The 20,684-nt window shown below is 65.4% G+C and carries 22 protein-coding genes and 1 tRNA gene; 18 read left to right on the top strand and 5 right to left on the bottom strand.

Going from position 1 to position 20,684, the window contains the following annotated elements; all coding sequences use genetic code 11:
• Positions 1–91 precede the first annotated feature (91 nt).
• Positions 92–3,622: an SIR2 family protein gene (locus tag RCH15_RS16170; protein ID WP_326961686.1), complete on the bottom strand. Its 3,531-nt coding sequence runs from the start codon at positions 3,620–3,622 to the stop codon at positions 92–94.
• A 382-nt stretch (positions 3,623–4,004) separates the two neighbouring features.
• Here RCH15_RS16170 and RCH15_RS16165 point away from each other — a divergent pair.
• The 5 genes from RCH15_RS16165 (at position 4,005) to RCH15_RS16145 (ending at position 6,959) form a co-directional block, all read left to right on the top strand.
• A tRNA-OTHER gene (locus tag RCH15_RS16165) sits at positions 4,005–4,090 on the top strand.
• A 305-nt stretch (positions 4,091–4,395) separates the two neighbouring features.
• A complete protein-coding gene (locus tag RCH15_RS16160) occupies positions 4,396–5,244 on the top strand; it encodes a hypothetical protein (RefSeq protein WP_326961685.1) in 849 nt (282 codons plus the stop codon).
• Between the two features lie 89 nt (positions 5,245–5,333).
• Positions 5,334–5,822, top strand: a complete 489-nt coding sequence (locus tag RCH15_RS16155) for a GyrI-like domain-containing protein (RefSeq protein WP_326961684.1) — start codon at positions 5,334–5,336, stop codon at positions 5,820–5,822.
• Positions 5,823–5,955: 133 nt separating this feature from the next.
• A complete protein-coding gene (locus RCH15_RS16150) occupies positions 5,956–6,258 on the top strand; it encodes a DUF4193 domain-containing protein (protein ID WP_326961683.1) in 303 nt (100 codons plus the stop codon).
• Between the two features lie 155 nt (positions 6,259–6,413).
• Entirely contained in the window at positions 6,414–6,959 is a 546-nt protein-coding gene (locus RCH15_RS16145; RefSeq protein ID WP_326961682.1) for an AMIN-like domain-containing (lipo)protein, read from the top strand.
• Between the two features lie 22 nt (positions 6,960–6,981).
• Here RCH15_RS16145 and RCH15_RS16140 read toward each other — a convergent pair whose 3' ends face one another.
• From RCH15_RS16140 to RCH15_RS16125, 4 genes are read right to left on the bottom strand one after another with little or no spacing between them, the layout of a single operon-like run.
• Positions 6,982–7,377, bottom strand: a complete 396-nt coding sequence (locus RCH15_RS16140) for a flagellar assembly protein FliW (protein WP_326961681.1) — start codon at positions 7,375–7,377, stop codon at positions 6,982–6,984.
• An 8-nt stretch (positions 7,378–7,385) separates the two neighbouring features.
• On the bottom strand, positions 7,386–8,273 hold the full coding sequence (gene flgL, locus RCH15_RS16135) for a flagellar hook-associated protein FlgL (RefSeq protein ID WP_326961680.1): 888 nt from the start codon (positions 8,271–8,273) through the stop codon (positions 7,386–7,388).
• Positions 8,274–8,275: 2 nt separating this feature from the next.
• Positions 8,276–9,685 (bottom strand): flagellar hook-associated protein FlgK, encoded by a 1,410-nt coding sequence (gene flgK / locus RCH15_RS16130; protein WP_326961679.1) that lies wholly within the window; start codon positions 9,683–9,685, stop codon positions 8,276–8,278.
• 10 nt (positions 9,686–9,695) lie between these two features.
• Complete coding sequence (locus RCH15_RS16125) at positions 9,696–10,184, bottom strand: flagellar protein FlgN (RefSeq protein WP_326961678.1); 489 nt, start codon at positions 10,182–10,184, stop codon at positions 9,696–9,698.
• A gap of 297 nt (positions 10,185–10,481) precedes the next feature.
• Between RCH15_RS16125 and RCH15_RS16120 the strand changes: the two genes are divergently transcribed.
• The 13 genes from RCH15_RS16120 (at position 10,482) to RCH15_RS16060 (ending at position 20,678) form a co-directional block, all read left to right on the top strand.
• Positions 10,482–11,327 carry a flagellin N-terminal helical domain-containing protein gene (locus RCH15_RS16120; RefSeq protein ID WP_326961677.1) on the top strand — a complete coding sequence of 282 codons (846 nt, stop codon included), beginning with the start codon at positions 10,482–10,484 and terminating at the stop codon, positions 11,325–11,327.
• Between the two features lie 192 nt (positions 11,328–11,519).
• Complete coding sequence (fliD, locus tag RCH15_RS16115) at positions 11,520–12,830, top strand: flagellar filament capping protein FliD (RefSeq protein WP_326961676.1); 1,311 nt, start codon at positions 11,520–11,522, stop codon at positions 12,828–12,830.
• On the top strand, positions 12,827–13,339 hold the full coding sequence (gene fliS, locus RCH15_RS16110) for a flagellar export chaperone FliS (protein ID WP_326961675.1): 513 nt from the start codon (positions 12,827–12,829) through the stop codon (positions 13,337–13,339). The genes fliD and fliS overlap by 4 nt, the downstream gene beginning before the upstream one ends.
• A gap of 37 nt (positions 13,340–13,376) precedes the next feature.
• Entirely contained in the window at positions 13,377–13,757 is a 381-nt protein-coding gene (locus RCH15_RS16105) for a hypothetical protein (protein ID WP_326961674.1), read from the top strand.
• A gap of 180 nt (positions 13,758–13,937) precedes the next feature.
• Positions 13,938–14,279 (top strand): flagellar basal body rod protein FlgB, encoded by a 342-nt coding sequence (locus RCH15_RS16100; protein ID WP_326961673.1) that lies wholly within the window; start codon positions 13,938–13,940, stop codon positions 14,277–14,279.
• Positions 14,279–14,671: a flagellar basal body rod protein FlgC gene (locus RCH15_RS16095; protein WP_326961672.1), complete on the top strand. Its 393-nt coding sequence runs from the start codon at positions 14,279–14,281 to the stop codon at positions 14,669–14,671. Before RCH15_RS16100 ends, RCH15_RS16095 begins: the two co-directional genes overlap by 1 nt.
• Positions 14,671–14,976 (top strand): flagellar hook-basal body complex protein FliE, encoded by a 306-nt coding sequence (gene fliE / locus RCH15_RS16090; protein WP_326961671.1) that lies wholly within the window; start codon positions 14,671–14,673, stop codon positions 14,974–14,976. Before RCH15_RS16095 ends, fliE begins: the two co-directional genes overlap by 1 nt.
• The gene (fliF, locus tag RCH15_RS16085) at positions 14,976–16,583 is read left to right on the top strand and encodes a flagellar basal-body MS-ring/collar protein FliF (RefSeq protein ID WP_326961670.1); all 1,608 of its coding nucleotides are present in this window, start codon (positions 14,976–14,978) and stop codon (positions 16,581–16,583) included. Before fliE ends, fliF begins: the two co-directional genes overlap by 1 nt.
• Positions 16,580–17,596 carry a flagellar motor switch protein FliG gene (gene fliG / locus RCH15_RS16080; RefSeq protein WP_326961669.1) on the top strand — a complete coding sequence of 339 codons (1,017 nt, stop codon included), beginning with the start codon at positions 16,580–16,582 and terminating at the stop codon, positions 17,594–17,596. Before fliF ends, fliG begins: the two co-directional genes overlap by 4 nt.
• Positions 17,586–18,239, top strand: a complete 654-nt coding sequence (locus RCH15_RS16075; RefSeq protein WP_326961668.1) for a FliH/SctL family protein — start codon at positions 17,586–17,588, stop codon at positions 18,237–18,239. The genes fliG and RCH15_RS16075 overlap by 11 nt, the downstream gene beginning before the upstream one ends.
• The gene (locus tag RCH15_RS16070; RefSeq protein ID WP_409017225.1) at positions 18,236–19,564 is read left to right on the top strand and encodes a FliI/YscN family ATPase; all 1,329 of its coding nucleotides are present in this window, start codon (positions 18,236–18,238) and stop codon (positions 19,562–19,564) included. The genes RCH15_RS16075 and RCH15_RS16070 overlap by 4 nt, the downstream gene beginning before the upstream one ends.
• A complete protein-coding gene (locus RCH15_RS16065) occupies positions 19,561–19,995 on the top strand; it encodes a flagellar FliJ family protein (protein ID WP_326961667.1) in 435 nt (144 codons plus the stop codon). The genes RCH15_RS16070 and RCH15_RS16065 overlap by 4 nt, the downstream gene beginning before the upstream one ends.
• Positions 19,992–20,678 (top strand): C40 family peptidase, encoded by a 687-nt coding sequence (locus RCH15_RS16060; protein ID WP_326961666.1) that lies wholly within the window; start codon positions 19,992–19,994, stop codon positions 20,676–20,678. Before RCH15_RS16065 ends, RCH15_RS16060 begins: the two co-directional genes overlap by 4 nt.
• Positions 20,679–20,684 lie beyond the last annotated feature (6 nt).

Here is a 20,684-nt window from a genome sequence, read left to right as displayed (position 1 = left end):
CGCTGGGCGTCCGAGACCACCAAGGCAGGAGCAAGATTCGACATACCCCAATCTTAACAGCCAAACCTTTAACTATTTTGGAGACACACCACTAGTTGCTGCTGTCAAGGAATCCCCTCGTCATCGCCGCATGCACTAACGGCTGCACACCTGTATCGCCGAGGGCGCTGCGTAACGCATCGATCAGGTCCTTCACCTGATGGACTATGGAGTAGTCGCTGGGTGACGAGTTGCGAACGCGTTCCGCGAAGTGTGATACCAGAACCTGCCCATGAGCGGAGAGCGCTTCTTCTGGGAAGTCCGGTAGGAAGAACCGATCGCCCAGACCGATACTGTGGTTGCCGAGCAGTTCGATCGCCTCAGGAGTAGCATCGCCGAGGTAAGCGACGGTGTCTGCCCAGCAGGTCAGTTCTTCGGTGTCTGGGGTTCTTGGCAAGCCGTTCAGTCTTGCCGTGAGGTGGTCGCCAAGCCATCGCTTCCACACCTCTGCGCCGTCGATCCCGTCCGCGCCGAGGAAGCGCACAACCGCGTGAGCAAACTCCGCTGCGTGCGCGCCGTTGTCGGCAAGCACGCTTTGATCGAGCAGGGCTTGGCGCGACTCCGGAGAGATACCCCCAAAGGACACGATTGAGGCGACTAGTGCGAAGAATTGACTCCGCAGATGGGATCCTAGCGCGTCGAGCCGGGCCCACTCCGCGATCGTGCTGTCTAGGAGACCAGCCGCGAGCAGTTTGTCGTTGTAGCGGGGGTGATGTAAATAGGGATTCCAAGCCAACGGCGCAGTCGCGTCTTCGCGGAATAGCGGAAGCACATGCTCAGTGGTGAAGGTCGCGTCGGCGGCGAATAAAAAGAACAAGTGGCTCGCCACCGCGGGGCGGGTGGCGTCGAGCGCGTGCGGCGGCCCGCCGAGTAGTTGTGTCAGCGCATCGCGCTCGCCATCGTTGAGGCCCGACCAGTCATCACGATCCTTCCGCCAGCGTCGATCAACCTCGGCCATCCAGTATTGGGCGAGGTCTTCTGGCCAGGAATTGAGGTAGAGCGGAGCAATCGAATTCGGGTCCACTCCCTCCGCGTGCGTGAATGACTGGCCGTGTTCCCTCCAGAGCCGGAAAGCAATGCGGCGCATGTCCGCGAGAGCGCGCGTCTCGTCACTCTCGATCTGCAAGCGAACCTGTTCCAGTAGGAATCGGCTGACTGACCGGGCGGATTCGGAATTTGGGACTTGTGTTGCAACTCGTTCGACGACAGCATCGGCGGCCCCACCCAAGGTCGCCTTTGTCCAGCCTTCGATAGTTGCTCGTCGAATATCGTTTGACAGAGAATCAAGCTCACTCCGCTCATCGAGGAGTGTCCAAAGTTGTTCGCCGAGTTCTGGACGGGACTCAGCCACTCGGCTCACAAGAGAAAGAGCGTCCTCCCACTGGGGTTCGTCGAAGTTCCGTTCCGAGTAGTCCCGGGCGAGAATATCATTGACGGCGGCGGCGGGATCCTCTTCAAAGGACCTGATGAAGTCCTCCGGCTCCATCGGCAGTTTTCCGCCCCAGGTGCCGCTCGTCATCCAGCTGTCGAAGTCGGGATGCTCCCGGGGGGCGAAATTAGGGTTTGTGTCCTCTGCCGCTGCCAATGCTGTGCCAGCCTCTGACCATCCGGGCGCGACCTGGGCCAGCCATACCAGCAAGTTGTAGGTTGCGTATTTAGTGTGTCTATCAGTGTCGGCGATGCCTTCGGGGAGGCTTGGCCCGGCCTGCGCGGCCGCAAGAAGGTGCGCGCGGGCTTCTTTCGATGCTTTCTCAGCCGACACTTTGAGTACACGATAAGTTTCGTGCTTGAGGTCGGTTTCATAAAGAACAGATCGTTCGAGCAGCCACGAGACCTTCTCGTCGTACGACCGCGAGGCATCAAGTGCGAGCAGATAGAGCGCGAGACGGCGAAAGAGAGCTCGACCGAGCGACCACCACCGCTCGGGTAGGTCAGGCCGTGCGGCCAGGGCTTTCTCACCGTATGCTCGGAGTCCATCGATGACTGCGTCGACTGGATGGCGAAACCGATCCTGCTCGTTCGGCTCGATTGCCGAGCGACCGAAGCTCAGTGGATCCCACGAGCGAGGGCCATGGTAGGCGTCGAGCAGGTCGTAAGCGGCGCTCAGCGAGTCCTCCAGTAAGGTTCCCAGCGTAAGATCTCCATGAGCGGTCACCTCCACGACTTTCAAGATGTGCTCGGTAAGGCTGCGTCCTTTGGTATTCCACTGCACTTCGGCATCCGGGATAGCGGTCAGATCCTCGGAGCCGTCGAAGAGCCATCGTCGCTTGAGCACGAGGTAAGGCCTGAGAGCTGCCCGGAGCACCGTAAGGTCCTCTGGGCGATCAATCGGGCGGTATGACAGAAGCATTTCCGTGGCAACCGGTGCGGAGTGACCGTGAACTGAGGTCGCGAGGAATGCCTTCCATCGCCGCCCGGCGTCAGTATCCACGTTGCTCAGATGGATTGCTGCCCAACCGGCAGACCGGAAGAGGCCCCTGCCGAACGCTTGGCCTAACCGTTGCACCGTCTGCAGCGCGGCCCCGTGAAGTCCCGGCAGCGCCAAGAAGAAGTCACAGAACCAGTTTCCAAGGACGGTGACGGCGGCGTCCCCGTCTTGGCCATTGAAGATCGCCTTGAACTCCGGCAGATCCTCCGCCCAACGGAGCCACGCGACCCGAAGAGTCGGTTCAATAGCCGCAACTGCCAGCACGAATTCCTCAGCACCGTTAGCGGTCTTCAGTTGACCGACGAGGTAGTCGTAATCGACCGGGGTGAGCGTCGGCCCGCCGTTAACAACTTCGACAATCCGCGCGCGATGCTCGGTCTGGCCCATCCGGGCGCGGAGATCCCACGCCTCGAGTGTAGCGACGAGGGCACTGTGATCGTGGCCCCGGACTGGGTAACCGATCGGCTGTACTCCGAGCCTTGACCACTTAGAGTGGGCTACCTCGTCGGCGCTGGTGAAGGCGTATCGCGGCGTCCCCGATGGCAGGCCAAGCGCGAGGTATCGCATGATTGGGTCGTCGTGGCTGTAACCGACGAATAGCACCGTAAACGTCTGAAACATGGGCAGCAGGAACCGGGTAGCCCATGCGCTGGTGAGGTACGCCCGCCCGAAGTCTCGGTCGGTGAGAACGAGTTCCCGAGGTTCGCGGAGCACCGAACCGTGAAGATGGACGATGCCGGTGAAATCTTCCCCGAGTGGTAGGGCCGGGCCGATCCAGGTGTCGGAAACCTCGATTCCGCTAGCAGTTGCTGCGGTCGAAAGATGGTTATCGAAGTTCGTCGTGACGATCCGCAGCTGTCCAATTGAAGAGGCCACCAGAACGAGCGCTTCGTGGGTGGAGTTCGGTGCGGAGCCTTGGCGAGTGACTATTTCGTGGGTGTGGCGGTGCGTGTCGAAACTCTGAGGCATCGATCCCAGGAAGAAGTCAATCGTGACGCTCTCGTCGAATGGTACCCGTGCCATTTCCGCCAACTGACACGCCAGCTTGTCGAAGAGCGGCAGTCCGGACGGAGCGTCGACCGAAGCCCCCGCGCCAACGAAAAGTACCAGGCGCCCTTCAGATTGGGCGTCGAGAATAGCTTGGGGCAAATTCACGTCGCTCGTTATCCACATCTGATGCCCCCCAATAGCGCTGATTGCAGACTCGTGCTGCAATCCGTCCGTTCGCTTCGACGATCGAACACGTGACCCAACACGATCGTAGCGAGGTAGCAGGACGGCTGCGAGCATTGGCACGGCTGGCATGCGAGTTGGCAGCGGCCATTTGGCGACCGGGCATGATTCGACTCGACCCAAAGCACGAGACGGACTGTCCAGTAGAGGCAAAGAATAGCTCCTGCAGGCCGCCATCCCCCGTTGTATCGGTCGGCGCCTCCGCCGTTGTAAGCGACACGTTTACGACACGCTTTGAACGGGAACTCTCGGGAACCTAGGGGTACGATTTCGACATCAATAGATGCAAGATCGCTGGTCAGGGGCCAGTTCAGGGCACCGCCGGGAACACCGGGGATACCCCGCCTTGTAAAGCGGGGGTCGTCGGTTCGAATCCGACAGGGGGCCCCACGAACCCCTTCGCTCCGGTGATTTTGCCCGGAGCGGAGGGGTTTTTTGTGCAGGAGTGCTGATGCTTTGTCCGGATCGAGTCGCAAGGCCAGTCTCGGTCCTCCCTGCGGATGATTCAACGCGACGCCCATCACCTTGGAGCCCACCGTGGCAAAAAATAGGGAAAGTGTGGAGAATGTCCGTAGCGTGGCGATGCCGCATCTTCGTACTTAGGCATCTTCGTACTTAGGCATCTGACGCTGGATCTGTTGGGCATCAAGGCCACTCGGGACAACCCGTGGGCCGGCAACAGTTGGGGGAACACCATGACCGAAAGACGCCGACGCCGGTGCGTAACCACCGCGTTCACTGCCGCCGTGGTCACTGTCGCCGCCCTTCTCTCCGGCTGCGCCGCTGCGTCAACCGAAGCCGGTGCCGCCAGCACCACCGGAACCTCCGCGCCGGCCGCATCCGCCCCCGCCGGAACCCCGGCCGCCGCATCCGCCTCCGTCGGAGCGGCCCGGGCGAGCTTGAAAGACAGCGCTCCCTTCCAAGCCCTGACAGCCGAGCAGCAATCCAGGGTCGGTGCTCTGGAGGCCATGGACGTGGCCACGTTCCAACAGCAGAGCCGCGACGACCAGCTGGCCTACGGGGCCTTCCTTCGCGAGGTTTATCCGGGGGACGCCGTTGCGGGGGCGGCCGGTAACAGCCCGGACCCCAAGCTCCCGGCCGCCAGGAAGATGTCCAGCTCGGACACCGGAGAGCAGGTGGCCAATGACCAACTGCTGAAGGCGGCGACGGCGAGGGCCGCGGGCGGAAACTACGCGAAGATGGCTCCGACCCGCGTCTCACCGCTCTTAACCGGGGCCTATGCGGAAGTCTCCTCGGTTCCCGCAACCACCGGCGCACCCGATGCCTCCGGGCTCCCGGAGTCAACGGGCATGACGGTGGAGGACGAATCCAATACATTCCTCCCCATGGATGGGTCCTTGGAGGAGCTCACGTTCAAAATTGTGCAGATGCGCAGCACGTCAACCGAGGCCCCCACCCAGTTCTGGTTCGCGTACACTCCGTTTACGAACATCCACGGGGAACAGGACGGCGCGTGGATTCTGATGTTCAAGGCCGGGGAGTCCCAGGAAAAATGGGTACCGGATTTGTCCGTGATCGATTGAACGGACCTGTTCGCGGCCCGGCGCACGGACGCCGGTGGGCGGGCCGTTAGGCCCTAGCCTGCGGAAACCGCACGGCGGAGTCTGGGCGTATGACTGAATCGACTCCGGAAACAACACGGGATATCAAGTCCACTCAGCTCCAGGAACAGCCGACGGCGGTGTTGCGCGAGACCGTCCCTATGACAAAGTTGCGCGGGTTCTTCGACCGGGCCTACGGGTTGGTGACTGCGGCAGCCGAACAACAACACGTCCAGCTGGCCGGGCCGCCGTTCGCAATGTACCGCGGAATGCCGACCGACGTCGTCGACGTTGAGGTGGGCTTCCCCGTGGCGACGGCGTTTCCCAGCGGAAGCGACGGCGGCGTGACCGCCGGAACCCTCCCGTCCGGCCGGGCCTTCCAAGCCATGCACGTGGGTCCGTACGAGTCACTCCCGGAAACATACACCGCGGTGATGGCCAGGATGCAGGCCGACGGAGCCACCCCCGGAGATGCCATGTGGGAGTACTACCTCACCGATCCCGCGGCGGAGCCTGACCCGGCGAAGTGGAAAACCCTCATCGTCTGGCCGGTCGCCTGAACAGGCGGCCGTGGGGTTTCCGACGCAAAGTGTCGGATTGGCCACACTTTTCTTCGGCTGCGGGCATAATGTCCTAAACTGCTTCACTGAGGTGCCTGAAATGGTGCTGCGCAGCAACGAAAGTGAACCCCACATGGCAACCGATTACGACGCACCCCGCAAGACCGAAGAAGAGTCTCCGGCCGAATCGTTGGAGGCCCTTCAGGCATCCCGCGGCGGCGGCGCCCAGACCGCTGTGATCGACGTCGACGAGAATGACACCGCCGAAGGCATCGACCTGCCCGGTGCCGATCTCTCCGGTGAAGAGCTGACGGTCATTGTTGTTCCGGAGCAGTCCGATGAATTCACCTGTTCCTCCTGCTTCCTGGTCCGTCACCGGTCGCAGGTGGCCAAGGAAAAGAACGGCCTGAAGTTCTGCCGCGACTGCGAAGGCTAGGGGACCTTCGACCGCGCGGACGACGGCGGTGCAACCGTTCCGTGACCGGCTCCGCCCCGGTCTAACGGTTCGACGCCGATGGAGCTGGCCTCTCGATTCAGCCCCGCAACGCTCGTACTCTGGAGTTATCTCAACTCTCGAGGGGGCGGCCCACAATGAAGAAGTTCCGGGTATGGCTGATAGCGATCATGATGGCGGTCGGATCGGGGCTTGTGGCGCCTGGCCCTGCGTCGGCGGACCCCTACTGCGGACTGGTGTGGGGATCGATCAGCAAGGCGGATCCGGCGATGAGCCAGGCCCAGGTGACAAATGTCCGCACCGGCCAGCACTACTGCTTTGACCGGTTGGTCATCGACCTCAATGGGCCTGTGGGTGGTTACACCGTCCGGTACGTCCCGCAGGTGACGCAGGACGGCTCGGGCCTTCCTGTTCCGCTGCGCGGCCAGGCGTTCCTCCAGGTCACGGTTAACGCCCCGGCCTATGACAGCAACGGCGCCGCCACGTACAGCCCGGCGGATCCGAAGGAACTCAGTGACCTCACCGGCTACCAGACGTTCCGGCAGGTGGCCTGGGCGGGCAGCTTTGAAGGGTATTCGAGCCTCGGTATCGGCGTCCGCGCCCGGCTGCCGTTCCAGGTGTTCGCCTTGGCAGGTCCGGACGCAGGCTCACGGTTGGTGATCGACGTCGCGCATTTCTGGTGAGCCGCGCTCGCGGAGGAAAGCGTCAGAGCGAGCTGAGGTCGGCCCGGAGCGGGTAGTCGCGGCCGTCCAGGACCAGCTGGGTGCAGCGGCGGTTGGCCGGGTTGAGCACCACCGGGGCCATCAGGTTCACGGTGGTCCCGCCGGCGGAGTGATTGATCACCACGAGCACCTGGGGTGTCCCGCCGGGCTCCACATCCAGGGCTTCCAGTACGGCGGCAGGCACGGGCGGGGCGTAAGCCGGCACAAACACGGCAGCGTCCGCGAGGAACAGCCGGAGCGGGACGGGCGAACCTGCCTCCAGCGCGTAGAGCCCGGCGGCGCCGTCGACGCTGCGCAGGGTAAAGTCCCGCACGCTTTCCAGACCCGGCATGGGTGCGGTGAACGTCACGGGCGTGTTGGTCACGGGTGCATCAGCCACCGGCGTGTTCATCGCAGGAAGTCCATCAGGGTGGGCTGCAGAACCCGGGCCGTGGCGGCGAGGGCCACCTGGTAATTGGTCTCCTGGAGTTTCAGGTCCATGATGACGCTGCTGAGATCTGCCTTTTCAATGCCATTGCGCTTGGCGTCCAAGGTGGCCTCCAATTCTGTGTTGACGGATCCGGCACGTTCCAGCTGCGCCTGTCGTGTTCCTATTTCAGCACGTCCGGAGATGACGTTGGACAAGACCGCGTCCACGTCCTGCAGCTTCGGAGTGATGTCGCCGCCGGACCGCAGGGTGGCAGCCATGCCGCTGACCAGTGTAAAGACGGACGTAGTGCCCGCACCAAAGATCTTCGCCCCGTCGGCATCGACCCGGACTGTCTGGTCGGCGCTGATGCGGCGTTCCACCGAGCCGTTAGCGGACCCGTTGTAGGTGGACGGGTCTGCGGGTCCAAAGGCGACTGCGGCGTCAGAACTGCCGGCGAAGATGTTGCGGCCGGACTGCTTGGCGTTGGCGGTGGCGAGCAGGTCCTGGTTCAAACCGTCCAGCTGGGAAGCGATGGCATCCTTGGCGGCCTTGTTAAGTGACCCGTTGCCGGCCTGGATTGTCAGGTCGCGGATTTTATTGAGCAGGTTGTTGGCGTTCTCCAGAGCCGAGTCGGCGGCGTCGAGCCAGCGCCCGCCGTCGTCAATGTTGCGGCCATACTGGGCGTTGGCAGCGAGCTCGGCGCGGGTACGGAGGGCCTCTCCGGTGGCGGCAGGATCGTCGGAGGGACGCGAGATTTTGTTCAGCGACGTAGCTTTTTCCTGCAGCCCGGCCAGCCGGGACTGCTGGGTCTGCAGCGTGCGCTGTGCGGTGGTGCTCATGGTCAGGTTCGTGACGCGGTTCAGCATGGCTATCTTCCTACCAGTCCGGTGCGGTTGATCAGCACGTCCAGGGCCTCGTCGACGGCGCTCATCACGCGGGCAGCGGCCTGGTAGGCGTGCTGGTTGGTGAGCAGGTTGACGTTTTCCTCGTCCAGGCTCACGGACGCCTGCGAGGCCCGGCTGCCCTGCGCGGAGATTTCCGCTGCGGAGCTCAACGCCTCATGCTGCTGGGCGCCACGTGACTGCACGCCGATACCGGTGACGATATTTGCCCAGGTGTTGTCCGGCGCTCCGGGGCCGGATCCGAGCTGGGAGATCGTGTCGGCCAAGCTTCCGTCCAGCTTCCCCTGGCCGGCTGTCCCGACGGCGACGCCGGCAGCTTCTGTGGGGGCGACGGTCAGGCTGCGGGCGGGATCCGTCGTGGAGACGTTGAAGAAGTTGCCGACCGTTGCTCCGTCGGATGTCTGCCCACCGGAATAGGCGGAATTCACCGTGTCACCGAGCTTGCTGGCGAATGAATTCAACGCCTCGGCGGCCGCGGCGATAGCACCGCCTCTGGCGGCAGGGGCGAGGACGGACAAGGCGCCGGCGATTGAGCCATTGATATCAGCGACGGCTGCGCCCGGACGGTCCGCCCATTCGAGCTGGACGGTGGCGCCGAGTTTGTCCGCGCCTTGGGATCCGGACAGGGCGAGGGTCCGGACGGAACCGCCCGTGACGAGGGCATTTCCCCCCACCAGCACGTCGACGGTGCCGTCAGCCTGCTCCCGAACAGTGCTGCCGGACAGCCGGGAGATGGTTTCGGTGAGCTTGGCCCGGGCGTCGATCAGTTCATTCGCAGAGCCCCCGGCGGCGAGGGTGGAACGGATCGTGGTGTTATAGGCGGCCACTTGCGAGGCGGCAGCATTAACGGTGTCTACGGATTCCTGTGCCTGGCCCCGGACGCTGCTCCACTGCCCTTCAAACGCGCGGTAGGAGGAGGAGACCTTGGCGGCGAGATCGTTGCCTGCCGCCAGGACCTGTCCCTTGGCCGTCGCATCCCCGGGATTGTTGGACGCTCCTTGCCAGGCGGACCAGAAATCATGAAGCGCGGAAGAGATGCCGTTGTCACCTGGCTCCTGCAGCACGCCTTCAATGCCCTGCAGCGCGGCGGACCGGGTGCTCGCGAAGCCGGCCTGCGCGCCTGTTGAGCGGACCCCGGCGTCGAGAAAGCTGCTGCCCAGCCGGGCGATGGAGTCCACCGACACGCCCTGGCCCGCCTGCAGCAGCCCGCCGCTGAAGAGGCCCCGGGTGGGCGCCCCGATGGATGACTGCTCAACGCGTTGCCGGGTGTAGCCCTCGGTGGCGGCGTTGGCGATGTTTTGTCCGGCCACGTTCATGCCCTGCTGGGCGGCGGTCAGGCCGCGGTAGGCGGTGTTCAGGGCGCCAAAGGTACTCATGGTCGCGTCCTTAGAATTGCTGGTCGAAGATGCGGGAGCCGGCGGTATCGGCGGTTTTGCCGTGCGCGTCATAGGTACCGGCTGCCGCCGCCGGCCGCAGATCCGCGAGGGACTCCTGGGTGGACCGGACGGCGGTTCGCAGGTACTGCTCGTTGGAATCGCGCAGTTCCTTGATCAGGGCCGTCTGCTTGGTCATGGCACTCAGGTGCGCGCTGAGGATCTCGGACCAGGCCCCCTGCGGGGCAGCTGCGGCCAGTTCGCCGAGGGAGACGTCGGTGGGCAATCCCCAGGTTTCGGCGACGACGGCGGCCTCGATGGTGCGGGCCAGGCTTGCCTGCGAGAGGTGGGCCAGGACCTGCTCGACTTCCTTGGTGCCGTGGGGCAGCCAGCGGGACTTCCCCGAGGTGAGCAGCAGCTGCTCTTCCTCAAGTTTGAAGGTGAGAACGTCCAGGAGTTCACGCTCCCGCCACAGCAGGGCTGAAAGTTCGTGGATGGCCATAGGTCCGGACGGCTCCCTCTTTAGGTGACTAACTTCTAGCGGCTAACGCGGTGGTGTGCCTGGCGTGCAGTACGTAAGTGTCAGCTGCGGCCATCAGCAGGGTTCGTAGAAACTATCGGCCGGTGAAGTGGATCCGTTAGCCGGAATAGGGCTGTAAAGGCGCCGTAAGAGGGGAATCAGCCCGCGCAAAAACAATTTTCAAATTCTGCTTACCTGCCTGGCCGAAACGGCGATAGCTACTCCTGAAGGCCCACGGATGGGCCATCGCACACCGTCCCACATCATGGAGGAAACATCATGGGAATGCAGATCAACACCAACCTGGCTGCCAACAACGCCTACCGCAACCTCAGCAACACCCAGAACGACCTGTCCAAGTCACTGGAAAAGCTTTCCAGCGGCCTGCGCATCAACCGCGCCGGTGACGACGCGGCCGGCCTGGCTATCTCCGAAGGCCTGAAGTCCCAGGTCAACGGCATGGGAGTTGCCGCCCGCAACGCCCAGGACGGCATCAGCGTCATCCAGACCGCAGAAGGCTCCTTGAACGAGGTTCACTCGATCCTGCAGCGTGTTCGCGACCTGGCCGTTCAGGCCGGCAACGACTCGAACAGCGTCAAGTCACGCGAGGCAATCACGACGGAAGTCAAGGCACTCGGTGAGGAACTCACCCGCATCGGTGCGTCCACGAACTTCAATGGCAAGAATCTGCTTGACGGCGTAACCACCTCACTGACCTTCCAGGTCGGCGCCGGAAGCGTCGCTGCTTCCGACCAGATCGCTGTGAAGTTCATGGACGTCGCAGCAATTGGAACTGCCGTCACCGCCCTCGGCACTGCAGCCACGGATGGTTTCAAGGATGCAGGGACGGCCCTGACGACCATCGCGGCATTGGATACCAACATTCAGACCGTCTCTAGCGCCCGTGCGGAACTCGGTGCCAGCCAGAACCGCTTCGAGAGCGTCATCAAGAACCTGAACGTCTCCAAGGAGAACCTGTCCGCTGCCAACTCCCGTATCCGCGACACGGACATGGCTGAGGAAATGGTCAAGTTCACCAAGTCCAACATCCTGTCCCAGGCCGGCACCGCGATGCTGGCCCAGGCAAACCAGTCCGGCCAGGGCGTTCTCCAGCTCCTGCGCTAAACGGGTTCCGGCGGACTAGCGGACTAGCAGTCAACAAGTGAGTCCGCCGCACTTGATCGGATAAGAGAAACACCCCCGATCACTTCGCTGTGGAAGGGCCGGACGATGCGAGCAATCCATCGTCCGGCCCTTACGCGCAGCTCCTGAATGAACGAAAAACCGGCACGAACCAGAGAGCAAGGAGCGGCAGCCATGGGAATCTCCCTTGACGGGCTAGCCAGCGGGCTCGACACCACGGCCTTGATCGGCTCCCTCATGCAGGTTGAAGCGATCCCGCAGACACAACTGAAAAACAAGTCGTACGAGATCCAGACGATGGTGTCTGCACTCCAGGGCCTGAACACGAAGGTGGCCGCGCTCGCCACCCAGGCCTCGGCCGCCGCCAAACCTGGTGCCTTTGACCTCTACGCCGCAACCCTGAGCAGCGACAAGGTAACCGCCACCACCACCGCGGCCGCCCAGGCAGGCTCCATCGACTTCACCGTCACCAAGCTGGCCCAAACACAGGTCGCCGTGACGAACAAAGTGGTGGGCTGGCCGTACACCACCATGACCATCACCAGCGGCGGGCAGAACTATACCGTCACCCCGCTGACCAGCTCCCTTGACGACGTCGTCAGTTCGGTCAACGCCGCCGGCGCCGGCGTGGTGGCCAGCAAGGTGGCCGTTGGCGGCGGTGAATTCCGCCTGCAGTTCGCCGCGACGAAACCCGGTGAAGCCGGCGCCTTCACCATCACCGATCCGGGAACCGCGTTCACCGACGTCAAGGCCGCGCAGGACGCTGAAATTGAACTCTGGCCCGGCACCGGTGCCGCCCAGGTGGTGAAGTCCCCGACCAACACCTTCGCCGACGTATTGCCCGGGGTATCCCTCACCGCCAAGGAAATCACGGCCACGCCCGTCACTCTCACCGTTGGCCGTGACGATGCCGGCATCACCAAGCTCGCCTCCGACCTGGTGGCCGGGCTGAACGGTGTCCTATCCCTCGTGGCCATCAAAAGCGCGGTCAGCGGCGCCGGCGGCTCCGCGACCACCGCCGGGGTCTTTGCCGGCGACAGCACCATCCGGTCGATGAACCAAACATTGCTTTCGGCCGCCTCCCTGCCTGTCGGCACACCGCCCCGCTCTCCGTCGGAAATCGGCATCAGCATCACCAAGACCGGCAGCATGGAGTTCGACGACAAGAAGTTCGCCGCAGCCCTCGCCGCCGACCCGGCCGGAGTGCAGGTGAAAGTCCAGGAAATTGCGACCCGGCTCGCTGCGGCAGCAACCACCGCCTCGGACAAGTACACCGGCACGCTGACCGCCAAGATCACCGGCCAGCAGACCGAGGTCAAGGATCTCACCGACCGGATCAGCGACTGGGACACCCGGCTGGAATCCCGCAAAGCCACCCTGCAGCGAACCTACTCAGGCCTGGAAGTGGCGCTGAGCAACATGAAGGCCCAACAGGCCTGGCTTTCCTCCCAACTCGCAGGCCTCTCAGGAAGTAGCTCAGCATGACCACCACGTCCTTCGCCGGCTACGGCAACACCGCCCAGCGCAACCAGTACCTTGCGGACTCCGTCCTCTCGGCCCCGCCGGCCCGGCTGCTCACCATGCTCTACGACCGGCTCCTGCTGGACCTCGGCCGGGCGGAAGCGGCGCAACAGAGCGCCAACTGGCCGGTCGCCACGGAAAACCTGCTCCACGCCCAGGCCATCGTCACGGAACTTTCCTCATCGCTGAAGACCGACGCCTGGGACGGCGCCGACGGGCTGCTGGGTGTCTACAATTACGTCTCCACCGCCCTGATCAACGCCAACATCCAACGCGACGCCGCCCTCACCCGGGAAGCGATCGAGCTGCTTGAGCCGCTGCGCCAGGCCTGGCACGACGCCGCCGCAGCCGTTCCAGCTCCGGCCCCGGCGGGTGCTCCGGCCTTCGCGACTACCGGCCCTTCCGGTTTCGCGTCGTCCGGCGACTGGAATGCCCAGTCCGGATCCGGCAGCGGGAGCCTCGGTTTTGGGTGACTGGGCCGATATGGAAACCAAAGCAGGGGGAGCCGGCATGCAATTTTCTGAAACGACGCTGAACCGGGCCGCCGGCACGGACACCGCACTCGCTGCCTGGAACGCGGTGCTTGACATGCTTGAGATGGCGGTCGGCGCCGCTGAACGGACCCTGAAGGACCCGCTGGGCCCGCTGTCCGCTGCACCCCAGGCCGGCGCGGAGCCGCGTGCCGAGAAACGCTGGCAGCCGCCGGTGTCGCCGGGGCCCCTGCCCGACGTCGCCCGTCGCCGCGCCCTGGCCCTCTCTGCTGCGCAGGAACGAGTGGCCCGCAGGCTCGAAGAGGCCCGCTCGGATGTGGCCCGGCAGTTGCAGGCGGTCTCCTCCGTCCCGGGCATCGGGGACCCCTCCGGCGCCGTGTACCTCGACGTCAACGGCTGACAGGCCGCGCCCCAAAATTCCGGGACCCGCTGGCACCACGCCCGGCGGTGAACCTGCAGAAAACCTGAGGAAACTTCTGCTAACGCGCAGCTGACCGCTGCCGATAACCATTCTTAGAGCACGGATCGCTCGTTTAACGGCCACGGATCGGCCCTCGCCACTTTCACCAGGCAGGACTCTGTGCTCGAATCCGTGACTTCCGCCGCCTTGGCCAGTGCCATGGACGGTTTGGCGCTGCGCCAGCGCGCCATCGCGAACAACATCGCGAACGTCAACACGCCGAACTACCACGCCAAGCGTGTCAGCTTCGAGGCTGCCCTGGCGGATTCCGTGAAGTCCGGCGAAGGCACGGTGGGCGCGTCCACCGGCACTTCCCTGGAGCCCACCCAGTTGAATGGCAACAACGTCAACCTGGACACCGAGACCCTCTCCAACATCGATACCGTGCTGCGTTTCCAGTTCGCTGCCCGGGCCATCGGCGGGGAATTCAACGCCGTCCGTGCCGCGATGAGGACCAACTAATGACCTTCGACGCCATCGGCATCGCCGGCTCAGCGCTCACCGTGCACCGCAAATGGCTCGACGCCGTCTCGGACAACCTCGCCAACATGAACAACGCCTCCGCCACGTCCGGGCCGGCCTTTCAAGCCAAATATGTTGAGGCCGCCGAAGGGTCTGAGGGCAACGGTGTCTTCGTCAAAAGCACCCAGCTCGGCAACGCCGAAGGCCGGATCGTGTACCAGCCGGACCACCCGCTGGCGGACGCCGATGGCAACGTGAAGTACCCGGACATTGATATGGCCGAACAAATGGGCGCCCTCATCATCGCCCAACGCGGTTACCAGGCCAACGCGCAGGTAGTGGACCGTGCCCGTGAGACCTACCTGGCTGCCCTTGAGATTGGAAGATCCTGATGCCTGTTTCCCCCATCGCCCCCGTCCAGGGCGTGATGCCCACGGATTACCTTTCCGGCGCCGGCGCTGCCACCGGCACCGACGGCTCAGCCTTCGGCGCCTCCCTCACCGGGGCCGTGGATAACCTCCAGCAGCTGCAGTCGACGTCGAAAGAGCTCGCCGTCTCCGCTGTTACCGGCAACCTGGATGACATCCACAACGCCACCATCGCGTCCAGCCGAGCACAGATCACGCTTGAGCTCGTGGCTGCGGTGCGCAACAAGGGCGTCGATGCGTTCAACGAAATCATGAGGATGCAAGCCTGATGCCCCCGCAGATCACTGTCTTCTTCCAGCGCTTCGGCGCCGGACTCAAAAGCTTCACCACCGGTCAGCGCACGCTCGCGGTGATCGGGGCAGCCCTCCTGGTGGTTGGCATCATCGCCCTCTCCGCCTGGCTGTCCAAACCTGCCCTGACGCCGCTGTTCTCCGGCCTCAAGGACACCGACGCCAACGGCATCGTGGAGCAGCTGCGCAAGGATAACGTGCCGTACGAATTGAGCGACGGCGGGTCCACCATCCTGGTACCGCAGGACAAGGTCTATGACGAACGCCTGAAAGCTGCCGCCGCCGGCCTGCCCACCGCAGCCGCCACCGGGTACTCCCTGCTGGACAAAATGGGCGTCACGTCGTCCGAGTTCCAGCAGTCCGTCACCTACAAGCGGGCCCTCGAAGGCGAACTCGCGAGCACCATCACCGCCATGGAAGGCGTGAAGACCGCCGCTGTGCGCCTGGCCATTCCGGAAAAGACCGTGTTCGTCTCCAAGACACCGGACACCACCGCGTCCGTTTTCGTGGAAACCACCCCGGGCACCACGCTGTCCGGTGACAAGGTCCAGGCCATCGTGCACCTCACCTCGGCCGCCATCGAAAACCTCAAGCCCGCCAACGTCTCCGTCGTCGACTCACAGGGCAACGTCCTGTCCGCGGTCGGCGCCGGTGCGGCGGGGTCGGCCTCCAAACAGGCCACCGATTACCAGCAGCGCACCTCCGACGCCGTCAGGGCAGTGATGGACCGCGTGGTGGGTCCCGGTAATTCCACCGTGGCCGTGGCCGCGGATGTTACCGGGGAATCCGCCCAGCAGAAGAGCGAGACTTTCAGCAACGCCGAGGGCGCCCTTCCGCTCAGCGAGTCGTCCAAAACCGAGAAGTACACCGGCACCGGGGGAGGCGCCGCGGGCGTCCTGGGCCCGGATAACATCGCGGTTCCCGGCGACACCAGCGGAAACGGCAACTTCGACTCGGCCACGGCAACCAAGAACAACGCCGTCAACAAGGTCACCGAGGACCGGGTGATCCCGGCAGGTGCCGTGAAGCGGCAGACCATCTCGGTCGCCGTCGACCAGGCCGCGGCCGGCGGGCTGAACCTGGGCTCGTTGACCTCGCTCGTCACTGCAGCCGCTGGCGTGGACACCGCCCGCGGCGACGTCGTGACCGTTGAGGTGGTGCCGTTCAGCACCGCCGCCGCGGACCAGGCAGCCGCATCCCTGGACGCAGCCAAAGCCGAACTCGAAGCCCAGAAGCAGGCCGAGTTCTTCAACACCCTGATCACGGCCGGCAGCATCCTGCTGGGCCTGCTAATCCTGGCCCTTGTCATCACCCTGGTGCTGCGCCGCCGGCAAAAGCGTGAGCCGGTGGACCTCGGCGAACGCCTGGACCTTGAGCTGGTGCCGGTGCTGCCGCCCGTCACGGCGCTGCCCCCGGCGCCCGCGACGTCCGCCATCCCGATCGCCGCCCTTCCGCCGGTGCTTCCGCCGCCGGCGCAGGTGGAGGCTGAACGCCGCCGCTTCGAGATCGACAACATGGTCGCCGCCAACCCGGAGAAGGCAGCCGACTACCTGCGCGGCCTCATGGATGACAGGCAGCCGGTATGAAACTCGCCGATTCAACACTTACCGGCACCCAGCGGGCCGCCGTCGTCCTGATGCAGATGAGCCCAGCCAACGCCGCCAAGGTGATGGCCCAGTTCAACGACTCCGAGGCCGAGGAAATTGCCGCCGAGATCGTCCGGCTCCGCAAGGTGGACCCGGAAGTCGCCGAGCAGATTATGAAGGACTTCCACGAAACCGCGATGACCAGCCCCCGTCAGGCCCGGGGTGGCCGGGAACTGGCCGAAGGCCTGCTGGAAGCGTCCTTCGGCACGGAGAAAGCCGCCGGCCTGCTGAACCGGCTGACGGTCAACATGGCCGGCAAATCCCTGGAGTTCCTCGAGGACATTGAACCCGTTCAGATCCTCGCGCTCATCGACGGCGAACTGCCCCAGACCATCGCCCTCGTCCTGGCGCACCTGAGCCCGCGCAAGGCCTCCGCCGTGATGTCGGGCCTGCCGGGTTCGCTGCGGGCCGACGTCGCCCTCAGCATCGCCACCATGGGCTCGGGCGCCCCCGAGGCCATCGGAATCGTTGCCGACACCCTCAAGCTGCGCGGCGGCGCTGCCGTCTCACAGCAGGCATCCAAGGTGGTGGGCGGCATCGCGCCGCTGCTGGAAATCATCAACCGGACCGACGCCGGCACCGAACGCTCCGTACTGGACGGCCTGGACCTGCTGGATCCGGCCCTCGCCGTCGAGATCCGCGCCCAGATGGTGACTTTCGAAGACATCGTCAAACTCGAACGCCGGGACGTGCAGCTGGTGCTGCGCGGCGTCGACGCCGCCGTGCTGGCCGTGGCCATGAAGGGCGCCTCGGAAACCGTCCTGGAAGCGATCACCACCAACGTCTCCGGACGCAACCTGGAAATCCTCGAAGCGGAAATCGCCGCGCAGGGCCCGCTGCGTGCTTCCCAGGTCGAAGAAGCCCGGGCCGCCGTGGTGCGCTCCATCCGCGAGCTGGACGCCGAAGGCCAGATCACCATCCAGCGCGGGGACGAAGAAGTCTATGTCTACTGACGCGGCTATGACGGACAGCGGGCCTGCCCGGATCATCTTCCCCTCCCTGCGTGCGAGCGGACCCGCCAGCGAGCAAGCCGGCTACACCGAAGGGCACGCCGCCGGGTACGCCGCCGGGGTCCGTGCTGCCGCCAAGGAACAGCGCCGCTGGCGGGACCGCATGGCGGCCGAGCAGGCCGCTTCGCTGGCCTCCGGGCAGCAGGACCTAGACCGGGCGGTCCGCGCCCTCGCGGTGGCCCGGACGGACTTCGCCCACCGGAACGTCCAGGCCCTGCACGACGCCGAGGAAGTCCTGGCCTGGACGGCGCTGGAACTTGCCGGGGCCATCCTGGGCTACGAACTCGCCGAGGGGACCCGGACGGCCCGCGCCGCCCTGGACCGCGCCCTCGCCGGAGACGACGCCGCCACCGTGCTGGCGATCCGGTTGAACCCGGCCGACATCCAGGTCCTCGCCAAGGAAGGCCAGGACCTGCCGGCCGGCCTGCCGCTGCGCGCGGACCCATCCCTCAACCGCGGCGACGCCAAGGTCGAATACCGGCAGGGCTGGCTCGACGCGAGCCTCGGCAGCGCCCTGGCCCGCGCCCGCGAAGCGCTCCTGGGCGATCAGGGCCGGGCAGACGCCGCGCCGGGAGACCTGCGGTGATCGCCGGCTGGCGTCCCATGGGCGCGGAGTATCCGGCAGCCCTCCGCGCCGCCGCCCCGCAGCGGGTAGGCGTCGTGACCTCGGTGATGGGCCTGGGCCTGGAAGTGTCCGGACTCGACTGCGCCCTGGGTGACCTGGTCACCGTGGGCTCGCACCCGGGACTGGACGCCGAGGTGGTGGCCGCCCTGGAAAGCTCCGTGCGCTGCATGCCGCTGGGCCGGCTGGCCGGCATCGCGGCGGGCGATCCGGTACGGACCAAGGGCGGCGCCGTGCTGGTCCCCACCGGATCCGGGCTCTTTGGCCGCGTCCTGGACGGTCTTGGACGGCCGATCGACGGCAAAGGACCGCTCACCAGCGGCCCCCGCGTGCCAATCGACAACGAAGCCCCCAACGCCATGAAACGCGCCCGCATCGACACGGCCCTGCAGACCGGCGTCCGGGTGCTGGACACGATGACGACGCTCGGCAAAGGCCAGCGCATGGGACTCTTCGCCGGCTCCGGCGTCGGGAAATCCTCCTTGCTCTCCATGATCGCCCGCGGCACCGACGCCGAGGTGTCGGTCATTGCCCTCGTGGGGGAGCGCGGCCGCGAAGTCCGTGAGTTCCTCGAGGATGACCTTGGCCCGGCCGGACTGGCGCGCTCGGTGGTCATTGTTGCCACCTCGGACGAACCGGCCCTGATGCGCATGCGTGCGGCGTTCACCGCGACCCGCATCGCCGAATCCTTCCGCGACAAGGGCCAGGACGTGGTCCTGATGATGGACTCCCTCACCCGGGTGGCGATGGCCCAGCGCGAGATCGGGCTCTCCGCCGGCGAACCGCCCGCCACCCGCGGCTACCCGCCGTCGACGTTCTCCGTCCTCGCACGGCTGCTGGAACGCGCCGGCACCGCCGAAACCGGCTCCGTCACCGGCATCTACACGGTGCTGGTGGACGGCGATGACCACAACGAACCGATCGCCGACGCCGCCCGCTCCATCCTGGACGGGCACGTGGTCCTGGACCGGAAGCTCGCCGTCACCGGGCATTTCCCCTCGGTGGACGTGCTCGGTTCTGTGTCCCGGGTCGCCACCAAAGTCAACGCCCGCCCTCACCTGGAGGCCGCGGCCACCTTGCGCCGCGTCCTCGCCGCCCGGAAAGCCGCACAGGACCTGATCGACGTCGGCGCCTACCAGGCGGGCACCAACCCGCTGGTGGACGCTGCCCTCAACCACGAGCGGGACATCAGCGCTTTCCTGCAGCAGCCGATGGACGAATCCACCGCCCACCCCGAGTCCTGGCAGCGGCTCAACCACCTCACCTCGATCCTGGGAGCAGCATCATGAACCGCCAATTCTCTCTGGCAGGGCTCCTGCGCCTGCGCCAGATGCAGCAGGACCAGGCCGCCACCGGGCTGGCCAGCGCCCGCTCCCGCTCCAGCTCGGTGCGGGCGCGGGAAGCCGCCGCGCGCCGCGACCTTGCCGTGGGCGAGGCGCCGGTCTTCGGTTCGGCATCCCTGCGGGCTGTTGCCGCCGCCCGCTCCTCGTCGCACAGCATGCTCGCGGACCTCCAGGCTCTCGCCAAGGTGGCGCACACCGAGGAAACCACAGCCCGCGAGGATTTCATCGCCGCCCGCACACGCTCCGTCGGCCTGGAAAAGCTGCAGGCCCGCCATCTCGAGGAAGTCCACACCGCAGACCTGCGGGCCGAGCAGTCCACCCTGGACGAGATCGCTTCCACCCTCTGGCACCGCGAAGAGCAGGAGACGAAGTCATGAGCATGACCGAGGCAATCGGCCGGATGCAGGGCATCCAGGCGATGATCGCTGAACTGAGCCGGCCCGCCGCAGCCCAAACCAACACCGCCGCCCTCCAGTCGGCGGCCGCAACATCGCTGGCGACCGGGACGGGGTCCGGGGACGCGGGGTCCTTCACCGAGGCGCTGACAGCGGCGCTGGGCGGGACCAAGGGCACCGATGCTTCCTCCCTCGCCACCAGCCTGGGCATGGGCGGCACGACGGCGGTCGGCGCCCTGAAGGGCGTCACCCAGCCGGCCACCGTTCCCGCCACCGTCCCGGCGGCCGGCGCGGCGACGGGCACCGACGTGGTGGCCATGGCTAAGAAATACATCGGCGTTCCTTACGTGTGGGGCGGAACCAATCCGGCCACAGGCATGGACTGCTCCGGCTTCACCCAGCGGGTGTTCAAGGATCTGGGCGTTGAGATTCCCCGCGTGGTGAGCGACCAGATGCGCCAGGGCACACCGGTTGCATCCCTGGCCGAGGCCAAGCCCGGCGACCTGCTGGTGAGTTTCGGCGGCGACCACATTTCGATCTACCTCGGCAACGGCAAGGCCATCGACGCGCCGGTTCCCGGCAAGACGATCCAGATCCGGGCCGCCTGGGAGCAGTACTCCAACCTGACCTCCATCCGGCGTATTGTGCCCGCCGGGACGGCATGATGAAAA

Source organism: Arthrobacter sp. MP_M4, from assembly GCF_035984855.1.
Lineage (GTDB): Bacteria > Actinomycetota > Actinomycetes > Actinomycetales > Micrococcaceae > Arthrobacter.
Note: the sequence above shows the minus strand (reverse complement) of the source record. Positions and strands in the feature narration are given on the sequence as shown.